General features: G+C 68.2%; 10 protein-coding genes. 7 read left to right on the plus strand and 3 right to left on the minus strand.

Features of this window, described 5'->3' with window-relative positions; all coding sequences use genetic code 11:
• The coding region (locus VB737_RS02085; RefSeq protein WP_500310720.1) for a phosphopantothenoylcysteine decarboxylase domain-containing protein at positions 1–475 on the plus strand (475 nt) is incomplete at its 5' end.
• Here the strand turns inward: VB737_RS02085 and VB737_RS02090 are convergent.
• Positions 441–803, minus strand: coding sequence for a hypothetical protein (locus tag VB737_RS02090; protein WP_500310722.1), 363 nt, complete (start codon positions 801–803; stop codon positions 441–443). The two genes, VB737_RS02085 and VB737_RS02090, sit on opposite strands and share 35 nt — an antisense overlap.
• Before the next feature lie 112 nt (positions 804–915).
• Between VB737_RS02090 and psbO the strand changes: the two genes are divergently transcribed.
• The 4 genes from psbO (at position 916) to VB737_RS02110 (ending at position 5578) form a co-directional block, all read left to right on the plus strand.
• Positions 916–1728 (plus strand): photosystem II manganese-stabilizing polypeptide, encoded by an 813-nt coding sequence (gene psbO, locus VB737_RS02095; RefSeq protein WP_500310723.1) that lies wholly within the window; start codon positions 916–918, stop codon positions 1726–1728.
• Between the two features lie 150 nt (positions 1729–1878).
• Entirely contained in the window at positions 1879–3048 is a 1170-nt protein-coding gene (sat, locus tag VB737_RS02100; protein WP_500310725.1) for a sulfate adenylyltransferase, read from the plus strand.
• A gap of 66 nt (positions 3049–3114) precedes the next feature.
• Complete coding sequence (gene ftsH3, locus VB737_RS02105) at positions 3115–4959, plus strand: ATP-dependent zinc metalloprotease FtsH3 (RefSeq protein WP_500310727.1); 1845 nt, start codon at positions 3115–3117, stop codon at positions 4957–4959.
• Between the two features lie 19 nt (positions 4960–4978).
• Positions 4979–5578 carry a bifunctional 4-hydroxy-2-oxoglutarate aldolase/2-dehydro-3-deoxy-phosphogluconate aldolase gene (locus VB737_RS02110; RefSeq protein WP_500310745.1) on the plus strand — a complete coding sequence of 200 codons (600 nt, stop codon included), beginning with the start codon at positions 4979–4981 and terminating at the stop codon, positions 5576–5578.
• 18 nt (positions 5579–5596) lie between these two features.
• Here the strand turns inward: VB737_RS02110 and aroC are convergent, their stop codons facing one another.
• On the minus strand, positions 5597–6685 hold the full coding sequence (aroC, locus tag VB737_RS02115) for a chorismate synthase (protein ID WP_500310729.1): 1089 nt from the start codon (positions 6683–6685) through the stop codon (positions 5597–5599).
• Between the two features lie 123 nt (positions 6686–6808).
• The gene (gene psbA, locus VB737_RS02120; RefSeq protein WP_015109068.1) at positions 6809–7888 is read right to left on the minus strand and encodes a photosystem II q(b) protein; all 1080 of its coding nucleotides are present in this window, start codon (positions 7886–7888) and stop codon (positions 6809–6811) included.
• 262 nt (positions 7889–8150) lie between these two features.
• Here psbA and VB737_RS02125 point away from each other — a divergent pair, with 262 nt between their 5' ends.
• On the plus strand, positions 8151–9722 hold the full coding sequence (locus VB737_RS02125; protein WP_500310732.1) for a photosystem II high light acclimation radical SAM protein: 1572 nt from the start codon (positions 8151–8153) through the stop codon (positions 9720–9722).
• Between the two features lie 471 nt (positions 9723–10193).
• Positions 10194–10854 (plus strand): hypothetical protein (locus VB737_RS02130; RefSeq protein WP_500310734.1); only part of this gene is annotated, 661 nt, incomplete at its 3' end.

The following is a 10854-nucleotide window of genomic DNA, read 5'->3' on the forward strand; positions in this document are numbered from 1 at the left end:
CGAGATGGAGGCGGCGCTGCTGCGCCTGCAGGACGGCGCCGATGACGTCGCCATGGCCGCCGCCGTCGCCGACCACCGCCGCCGCAGCCCGGAGCGGGGCAAGCTCCCCAAGGAGGCCCTCGAGGCCTCCCTCACCGAGGGCTGGGAGCCCGTGCCCGACCTGCTGGCGGGGCTGGTCCGGCGCCGGCCTCCGGCCCAGGCGATCCTGGGGTTCGCTGCCCAGAGCGGCGAGGTGCTCCAGGAGGCCCGGGCCAAGTTCGCCCGCAAGGGCTGCGATCTGCTGTTCGCCAACCCCATCGACAGGCCCGGAGCGGGGTTCGGCGCGGCCGACAACGAAGGCTGGCTGCTCGGTCCGGGACCCGGGGAGCGCCGGCTTGAGCCCATGGACAAGCTGGCCCTGGCCCACCGGCTGCTCTCGGCCCTCGCCGAAGCGGCGGCCCTCAGGGCTCCGGTTCGGGCGCCAGCAGATCCATGAACGTGCGCAGCTGCAGCCGGGGGATGTAGGGCCAGCCGCCGCTGCTCTCCATCTCGGAGAGCAGGGTGAACAGGCCGTTGCGATCGCCGGGGAGGCTGCTGCGGAAGGGGCCGTCCTGGATGGTGCGGTGCAGGTGCTCGATGCGGCGCAGCAGATCGAGCAGGGCTTCAGGCTGCTCGGCGCGCTGCTCGGCGATCCTCAGCAGGGTGTCGAGGGCCCGCTGCAGTTCGGGGTCGGCGGCTGGGTCGAAGGCTGGGTCGGGCGCGGGTGCGGACGTCGGCGGGGAGGGCGTGGATTCGTCGATCGGGTGGGTGCGGCTCAGGGACATCCCCCTCTCATACAGGTTGTTGAGAGCCCATGCAAGCCACCAGGAATGGGCGTTTTGCACCGGTAGGATCCCGGCCAGCCCGGTTCCTGTTCCGTCTCTGCGGCTTCTCCCCATGCGTTTCCGTCCCCTGCTGGCCCTCGTGCTGGCTCTGTGCCTGACCCTGGTGTCCGCATGCAGCGGCGGGGCCAAGGCCGTTGATCGGGCCAACCTCACCTACGAGGACATCCACAACACCGGTCTGGCGAATGACTGCCCGACCCTGCCCGATTCCGCCCGCGGCACGATCAACCTGGATCCCTCGGCGACCTACCAGCTCAAGGAGATCTGCATGCACCCCTCCGAGGTCTTCGTGAAGGGGGAGCCCGCCAACAAGCGCCAGGAAGCACAGTTCGTCGCCGGCAAGATCCTCACCCGCTACACCTCCAGCCTCGATCAGGTCTACGGCGACCTCAAGGTCAGCGGTGACAAGCTCACCTTCAAGGAACTGGGCGGCATCGACTTCCAGCCGATCACCGTGCTGATGCCCGGCGGTGAGGAAGTGCCCTTCATGTTCTCCAGCAAGGAGCTCAAGGCCACCGCCGACGGCACCGCCTTCTCCACCAGCACCGACCTCAAGGGTGAGTACCGCGCCCCCAGCTACCGCACCAGCAACTTCCTCGATCCCAAGGGCCGGGGCCTGACCACCGGCTACAGCAGCGCCGTGGGTCTGGTGCCCGCCGGTGATGAGTTCGCCGGTGAAACCGTCAAGCGCTACGTGGATGGCTCCGGCACCATGGACCTCTCGATCACCAAGGTCGACCCGAGCACCGGTGAATTCGCCGGGGTGTTCACCGCCATCCAGCCCTCCGACACCGACATGGGCACCAAGGCCGTCGTCGACGTCAAGATCACCGGCGAGCTCTACGGCCGTCTCGAGCAGGTCTGAGGCCCGGGCCGTCTTTCGCCCCAGGCCCCCTCACCACAACCCGTTGATCCCAGGGGCCCACGGGCCCCTTTTTCATGGCCGCCCTTTTTCATGGCCGAAGGTTGGTCTGGGAGGATGGGCCTATTCCCTGTGCAGCCCCGGCCCGTCGCCATGACGCTCGCCAACACCGCCGCCCGTTCCGATCTGATCGCCCCCCACGGCGGCAGCCTCGTTGATCTGATGGTGCCGCCCGACCAGCAGGAGGGTGTGCGCGCCTCGGTGGACAAGGTGCTGGAGTGCAGCCACCGCAACGCCTGCGACGTGGAGCAGCTGATCGTGGGCGGCTTCTCGCCCCTGCGCGGCTTCATGCACCAGGAGGACTACGACGCGGTGGTGGCGGGCCACCGCACCACCAGCGGCCTGCTGTTCGGCCTGCCGATCATCTTCGACACCGACGATGCCGCCGTCGCCGTGGGCCAGCGGCTGCTGCTCACCTACCAGGGCCAGGACCTGGCCGTGCTCACCGTGGAGAGCCGCTGGGAACCCGACAAGGTGGTCGAGGCCAAGGGCTGCTACGGCACCACCTCCCTGGAGCACCCGGCGGTGCGCATGATCGCCACCGAGCGCGGCCGTTACTACTTGGGCGGTCGCCTCCAGGGTCTGGCCCTGCCGCAGCGGGTGTTCCCCTGCAGCACCCCGATGGAGGTGCGCGCCACCCTGCCGGCGGGCCAGGACGTGGTGGCCTTCCAGTGCCGCAACCCCATCCACCGGGCCCACTACGAGCTGTTCACCCGTGCCCTCGAGGCCCCCAACGTCAGCAAGGGGGCCGTGGTGCTGGTGCACCCCACCTGCGGTCCCACCCAGGAGGACGACATCGCCGGCGAGGTGCGCTTCGCCACCTACGAACGGCTGGCCGCCGAGGTGGACAACCCCCGCATCCGCTGGGCCTACCTGCCCTACGCGATGCACATGGCCGGCCCCCGGGAGGCCCTGCAGCACATGATCATCCGCAAGAACTACGGATGCACCCACTTCATCATCGGCCGCGACATGGCGGGCTGCAAATCGTCCCTCACCGGCGAGGACTTCTACGGCCCCTACGAAGCCCAGGACTTCGCCCGCGACCAGGCCACCGAACTCGGCATGGAGACGGTGCCCTCCCTCAACCTCGTCTACACCGAGGAGGAGGGCTACGTCACCGCCGAGCATGCCCAGGCCCGGGGGCTGCACATCCGCAAGCTGAGCGGCACCCAGTTCCGCCAGATGCTGCGCGGCGGCGAGGAGATCCCGGAATGGTTCGCCTTCCGTAGCGTGGTGGAGGTGCTCAGGGCCGCAGCCTGAGCCCCGTCCGACCGCGGACGCCCATTAACATTCTGTTACTTTAACTCTCACACAGGAGACAGGGTCGTGAAGAAACGCTGGCGCAACGCGGGGCTCTACGTGCTCCTGGTGATCGTGATGATCGCCGTGGGCACCGCCTTCCTGGAGCGGCCCGATCCGGCCCGCGCCCCCCGCACCCTGCGCTACAGCGACTTCGTCGAGGCCGTCCAGGCCAATGAGGTCTCCCGGGTGCTGATCTCCCCCGACCGCGGCACCGCCCAGGTGGTGGAGAACGACGGCCAGCGTGCCGTGGTGAACCTGGCCCCCGACAAGGACCTGCTCAAGCTGCTCACCGACCACAACGTCGACATCGCCGTGCAGCCCAACCGGGAGCCGGCGGCCTGGCAGCAGGCGATCGGCAGCCTGATCTTCCCGCTGCTGCTGCTCGGTGGCCTCTTCTTCCTGCTGCGGCGCGCCCAGGGCGGCGGTGGCAATCCGGCCATGAACTTCGGTAAGAGCAAGGCCCGGGTGCAGATGGAACCCCAGACCCAGGTCACCTTCGGCGACGTGGCTGGCATCGAGGGCGCCAAGCTCGAGCTCACCGAGGTGGTCGACTTCCTCAAGAACCCCGATCGCTTCACCGCCGTCGGCGCCAAGATCCCCAAGGGCGTGCTGCTGGTGGGCCCTCCGGGCACCGGCAAGACCCTGCTGGCCAAGGCCGTGGCCGGTGAGGCGGGCGTGCCGTTCTTCTCGATCTCCGGTTCCGAGTTCGTCGAGATGTTCGTGGGCGTCGGCGCCAGCCGCGTGCGCGACCTGTTCGAGCAGGCCAAGAAGAACGCCCCCTGCATCGTCTTCATCGATGAGATTGACGCCGTCGGCCGCCAGCGGGGCGCCGGCCTCGGCGGCGGCAACGACGAGCGGGAGCAGACCCTCAACCAGCTGCTCACCGAGATGGACGGCTTCGAGGGCAACACCGGCATCATCATCGTCGCGGCCACCAACCGCCCCGACGTGCTGGATTCGGCCCTGATGCGGCCGGGCCGTTTCGATCGCCAGGTGGTGGTCGACCGTCCCGACTACGCCGGCCGCCTCCAGATCCTGGGTGTCCATGCCCGCGGCAAGACCCTGGCCAAGGACGTCGACCTCGACAAGGTGGCCCGCCGCACCCCCGGCTTCACCGGCGCCGACCTGGCCAACCTGCTCAACGAGGCGGCCATTCTCGCCGCCCGGCGCCAGCTGGCCGAGGTGTCGATGGATGAGGTCAACGACGCCATCGAGCGCGTCATGGCCGGCCCGGAGAAGAAGGACCGGGTGATGAGCGAGCGCCGCAAGCGTCTGGTGGCTTACCACGAGTCCGGCCACGCCCTGGTGGGCGCCCTGATGCCCGATTACGACCCCGTCCAGAAGATCAGCATCATTCCCCGCGGCCAGGCCGGCGGCCTCACCTTCTTCACCCCCAGTGAGGAACGCATGGAGTCGGGCCTCTACTCCCGCTCCTACCTGCAGAACCAGATGGCCGTCGCCCTCGGTGGCCGGGTCGCCGAGGAAATCGTCTACGGCGAGGACGAAGTCACCACCGGGGCCTCCAACGACCTGCAGCAAGTGGCCCGCGTCGCCCGCCAGATGGTCACCCGCTTCGGCATGAGTGACCGCCTCGGCCCTGTCGCCCTGGGCCGGGCCCAGGGGGGCATGTTCCTCGGCCGCGACATCGCCGCCGAGCGCGACTTCTCCGAGGACACCGCCGCCGCCATCGACGAGGAGGTGTCCCAGCTGGTGGCCGACGCCTACCGCCGCGCCACCGAGGTGCTGCTCGCCAACCGGGCCGTGCTCGATGAGCTGGCCGAACTGCTGGTCGAGAAGGAGACGGTGGATGCCGAGGAGCTCCAGGAGCTGCTCATCTCCCGCGATGTGACGGTGGCCGCCTACGTCTAGGCACCCCTGCGAGTCCCTGATCCAGTCCCTGCACCACCAGCCCCTGCTGGTGGTGCTTCGTGCTGAGCAGCCGGCGCTGCTCGCGCCCCAGCTGCGCCAGCTGGCCGACCTGGGGGTGCGGCATGTGGAGATCGCCTGGGGGACCTCGCCGGCCTGGATCCCCGACTGCCGGCGCCTGATCGAAGCCTTCCCCGATCTGCTTCTGGGGGCGGCCTCGATCTGCAGCCCCGCGGCCCTCGCCGCTGCCCTGGAGGCCGGCTTCTCCTATGGCGTCTCCCCGGTCCTGGAGGCGGAGCTGCTGGAGACGGCGGCCATGGCCCGCTTCACCCTGGTCCCCGGGGTGATGACACCCACCGAGGTGAACCGGGCCCGCTTGCTGGGCTGTCCGATCGTCAAGCTGTTCCCCGCCGTCAGCGTCGGCATCGGCCACTGGCGGCGCCTGCGGGATCCCCTCGGTCCACCGCTCCCCTTCTGCATCGCCGCCGGCGGTCTGCTGCCCGGCGATGTCCGTCCCTGGCTGGAGGCCGGGGTCGATGCCGTCGCCCTGGGCTCGTCGCTGGTGGCCCGGGGGCCGGAGCCCCTGCGGCAGGTGCTGGCGGACCTGCCGCAGCGGCCCTGAGCGCGGGCAGCGGGCAGATCACCAGAGGCTGCACTGGCCCTGCTGGCGCAGCAGGTGATCGGCCAGCACCAGGGCCACCATCGCCTCCACCATCGGCACGGCCCGGGGCAGCACGCAGGGGTCGTGGCGTCCCTTCGCCGCCAGGGTGGTGGCGGCGCCGGAGGCATCGATGGTCTGCTGCTCCTTGCGGATCGTGGCCGTGGGTTTGAAGGCCACCCGCAGCTGGATCTCCTCCCCGTTGCTGATGCCCCCCTGGATGCCCCCCGAGTTGTTGGTGGCGGTCCGCAGGCGGCCGTCGTCGCTGGGCAGGAAGGCGTCGTTGTGTTCGCTGCCGCGCAGCAGGGTGCCGCCGAAGCCGGAGCCGATCTCGAACCCCTTGGTGGCCGGCAGCGACATCAGCGCCTTGGCCAGATCCGCCTCCAGCTTGTCGAACACCGGCATGCCCAGACCCACCGGCGGTCGCCGCACCAGGCATTCGATCACCCCGCCGCAGGAATCCCCCTCCCGCCCGATCGCCTCGATGCGCTCGATCATCCGTTCGGCGGTGGCGGCGTCGGGACAGCGCACGATGTTGGCCTCCACCGCCTCCAGGCTCACGCCGGCGGGATCGATCTGGGCCTCGATGGTGTGAATCCGGCGCACCCAGGCGATCACCTCGGTGCCGTGGGTGCGGGCCAGCAGCTGCTTGGCCACCGCCCCGGCGGCCACCCGGCCGATCGTTTCCCGGGCCGAGGCGCGGCCGCCGCCGCTGCGGGCCTGGATGCCGTACTTGGCCTGGTAGGTGGCGTCGGCGTGGGAGGGCCGGAAGGCCACCTGCATCTCCTGGTAGTCGCCGGGGCGTTGGTCCCTGTTGCGGACCACCATGGCGATCGGCGTCCCGAGCGTGACCCCGTCCAGCAGGCCACTGAGGATCTCGACCCGGTCCTCCTCCTTGCGGGGGGTGGTGATGCGGCTCTGGCCGGGTCGGCGTCGGTCGAGATCGGCCTGGATCTGCTCCAGATCCAGCGGCAGCCGGGGGGGACAGCCGTCGATGATCACCCCGACGCCACCGCCGTGGGATTCGCCGAACGTGCTGATCCGGAAGAGATCACCGAAGCTGCTGCCCATCGCACCGCCCTGCCCATCGGGCTTGCCGAAGCAGGGAGCCTACCCAGCTGGAACCCGTCGCCATGAAAAAACCCCCTGCTCGCGCAGGGGGTTCGCCGGATCCGGAAAACCGGAGGGGCTGGATCAGCCGATCGCCGGGGCGGTCAGGGCCACAGGGGTGGCGCTGGCAGCGGCCAGGTCGAGGGGGAAGTTGTGTGCGTTGCGCTCGTGCATCACTTCCATGCCGAGGCCGGCACGGTTGAGCACGTCGGCCCAGGTGTTGATCACCCGGCCCTGACCATCCAGGATGGACTGGTTGAAGTTGAAGCCGTTCAGGTTGAAGGCCATCGTGCTCACGCCCAGGGCGGTGAACCAGATGCCGATCACGGGCCAGGCCGCCAGGAAGAAGTGAAGGCTGCGGCTGTTGTTGAACGAGGCGTATTGGAAGATCAGGCGACCGAAGTAACCGTGGGCAGCCACGATGTTGTAGGTCTCTTCCTCTTGGCCGAACTTGTAGCCGTAGTTCTGGGACTCGCTCTCGGTGGTTTCACGCACCAGGGAGGAGGTGACCAGGGAACCGTGCATGGCGGAGAACAGGGAGCCACCGAACACACCAGCCACACCCAGCATGTGGAAGGGGTGCATCAGGATGTTGTGCTCAGCCTGGAACACCAGCATGTAGTTGAAGGTGCCGCTGATGCCGAGGGGCATGCCGTCGGAGAAGGAACCCTGACCGAAGGGGTAGATCAGGAACACGGCGCTGGCAGCCGCCACAGGGGCGGAGTAGGCGACGCAGATCCAGGGGCGCATGCCGAGGCGGTAGGAGAGTTCCCACTCGCGGCCCATGTAGGCGAAGACGCCGATCAGGAAGTGGAAGACCACCAGCTGGTAGGGGCCACCGTTGTAAAGCCACTCGTCGAGGCTGGCGGCTTCCCAGATGGGGTAGAAGTGCAGGCCGATGGCGTTGCTGGAGGGAACAACGGCGCCGGAGATGATGTTGTTGCCGTACATCAGGGAGCCGGCGACGGGCTCACGGATGCCGTCGATGTCGACGGGGGGCGCCGCAATGAAGGCGACGATGAAGCAGATGGTGGCGGCCAGCAGGGTGGGGATCATCAGCACACCGAACCAACCGACGTAGAGGCGGTTGTTGGTGGAGGTGACCCACTCACAGAACTGGTTCCACACCGAAGCGCCGGAGCGCTGCTGGAGAGTGGCGGTCATGAGTGCGTAGAAGGAAGACACCGAGCACCGGCGCGGAAGCGCCGGGTCGGTGGAAGGAGATGGGGGCGGAATCCCGTCCCCGCAGCACTGTAACAGTGTGTTGCGGAGTGTGAGGGCCGCCTTCATGAAGAAAAGCTTTGGTTCGCGGCCGGTCCCCTCCCCTGCGCCCCTCCATGGCCGACCGCCCCCGGTACGGCCGGCGCCCACCGGCGGCCCGGGCGCGCTTGTTAGCGTCCGGGCACCCCCTCGAGCCGCGTCAGCCGTGAGCGATCAACGGGTGCTGCTCGTGCGGCTGCCCTGCAATCCGATCTTCCCGATCGGCCCGATCTACCTGGCCGATCACCTGCACAAGTGCTTTCCCGCCCTGCCCCAGCGGATCCTGGACCTGGCGGCCGTGCCCCTGCTCGATGTGCAGCGCGTGCTCCTGGAGGTGGTCGACCAGTTCCGGCCGACCCTGCTGGTGTTCTCCTGGCGGGACATCCAGATCTATGCCCCGGTCGATGGCCGGGGCGGCAACCCGCTGCAGAACTCCTTCGAGGTCTTCTATTCCGCCAACCCCCTCAAGCGCCTGCGGGGGGCGATCGGCGGGCTGCGGCTGATGGGTTCCTATTACGGCGAGCTGTGGCGCAACCTGCGGCTGGTGCGCCGGGGCCTGCGGCGCGCCCGCCGCCACCACCCCGGGGCCCGGGTGGTCATCGGCGGCGGGGCGGTCAGCGTCTTCTACGAGCAGCTGGGCCGCGGCCTGCCAACGGGCTCGGTGGTGTCGGTGGGGGAAGGGGAAGGGTTGCTGGAGAAGCTGATCCGGGGCCACTCGCTGGCGGGGGAGCGCTGCTATGTGGTCGGTGAGGCACCCCGTCCGGGCCTGATCCACGAGCAGCCGGCTGGCCTGGAGAAGACCGCCTGCGACTACGCCTACATCGAAGCCATCTGGCCCCAGCTGAACTGGTACCTCGACGGCGGTGACTTCTACGTCGGGGTCCAGACCAAGCGCGGCTGCCCCCACAACTGCTGCTATTGCGTCTACACCGTGGTGGAGGGCAAGGCCGTGCGCGTCAACCCCATCGCCGAGGTGGTGCGGGAGATGCGCCAGCTCTACGACCGTGGCGTGCGGGGCTTCTGGTTCACCGATGCCCAGTTCATCCCGGCCCGGCGCTACATCGACGACGCCAAGGACCTGCTGCGGGCCATTCAGGCGGAGGGCCTCACGGACATCCGCTGGGCCGCCTACATCCGCGCCGACAACCTCGATGCCGAGCTGGCCGAGCTGATGGTGGCCACGGGGATGAGCTACTTCGAGATCGGCATCACCTCAGGGTCCCAGGAGCTCGTGCGCAAGATGCGCATGGGTTACAACCTGCGCACGGTGCTGGAGAACTGCCGGCTGCTGGCGGCGGCCGGTTTCCGTGAGCATGTCTCCGTCAACTACTCGTTCAACGTGATCGATGAACGGCCCGAGACCATCCGCCAGACGATCGCTTACCACCGGGAACTGGAGCGGATCTTCGGTGCCCGGCTGGTGGAGCCGGCGATCTTCTTCATCGGCCTCCAGCCCCACACCCATCTGGAGCAATACGCCTTCGACCAGGGGATGCTCAAGCCCGGCTACGACCCGATGAGCCTGATGCCCTGGACGGCCCGCAAGCTGCTCTGGAACCCGGAACCGATGGGTCGGGTGTTCGGCCGGATCTGCCTGGAGGCCTTCGAGCGCAACCCGGCCGACTTCGGCCGCACCGTGATGGACCTGCTCGAGCGGGAGTACGGCGTGGCTCCCCTGGATGAGGCGCTGCGGGCGCCGGTGGAGGGGCGCCGGGCCCTGGCCACGGCGGTGAGCTGAGCGGGCATCACCCAGAACCTCAGGCTCATTTGAGCTGGTGGGGTGTGCGGAGGGGACGGCATGGAATCGCACATCTTGTCGTGGCTGGACGGAGTGACTCTCTGCCGCCTGCGTGGAGACCATTCGTGTGTCGATCGGGCCTAGAGACGGGGCCATGCCTGAACCTCGCAGCGGCAGGCGGCCCGACCCGCTCCCCATCGCTGGCTGACACACGCCTTTCCCGTCGCCGGCTGGATCGGAGCAGCCGCTTAGTGGCATCGGCTTCGCACGTCGCTGAAGAACGTCAAGTTTCTTCGGTGATCTGTTTCTGGTTACGTTCCGGTGGTGATCGTGCAAAGCATGGTTCGCCCTTGTCGATGACCTCCCGGCTGGAGCGACGGGGCAACGACTTGACCAGAGAGTCGTGAGGGAATGGTGAAAGCCTGCTCAGACTATGCTCATTGACATTGTCTGGGTATCCGGAGCGCGGCGATGTCTACCACCCTTCTCGACCCCAATGGAAACATCCAGCTCTGGGTCGATTCAGGGACGGGTCTGGTATTTGTTGCTACATCGGCTGGTGGCGTCACTACCCCCATCACATTTCAGGGTTCCCAGCTCAGGGCTTCCCAGTTTCCCGGATGGAAGATACTCGCCGCCGAGACCGTTGCGCCTGATCAGAACCGGGTGCTTTGGAAGGAGCTCGCCACCGGCAGGCTGCACACGTGGACGGTGGGAGCCAACTGGAACTACATCCGGGGTAACGGGATTTTCAGCCCTTCCAGCTCCGAGGGTCTGCAGCTCCAGCAGCAGTTCCTTGTGGATGCCACGGGCACGCCGCTGACCAGCCAGCCGCCACCGACCGGCGGCACGGACACCAGCAGCACCCTGCAGGTGATCGATCCCAACGGCACCGTCCGGCTGCTGCGCGACCCCGCCACCGATCGGGTCTCCGTTCAGATCAACGGCGTCACTGTCGCCATCACATTTCAGGGTTCCCAGCTCAGGGCTTCCCAGTTTCCCGGTTGGAAGATACTCGCCGCCGAGACCGTTGCGCCTGATCAGAACCGGGTGCTTTGGAAGGAGCTCGCCACCGGCAGGCTGCACACGTGGACGGTGGGAGCCAACTGGAACTACATCCGGGGTAACGGGA

It is taken from the genome of Synechococcus sp. BA-120 BA3, from assembly GCF_034931285.1.
GTDB lineage: Bacteria > Cyanobacteriota > Cyanobacteriia > PCC-6307 > Cyanobiaceae > Cyanobium.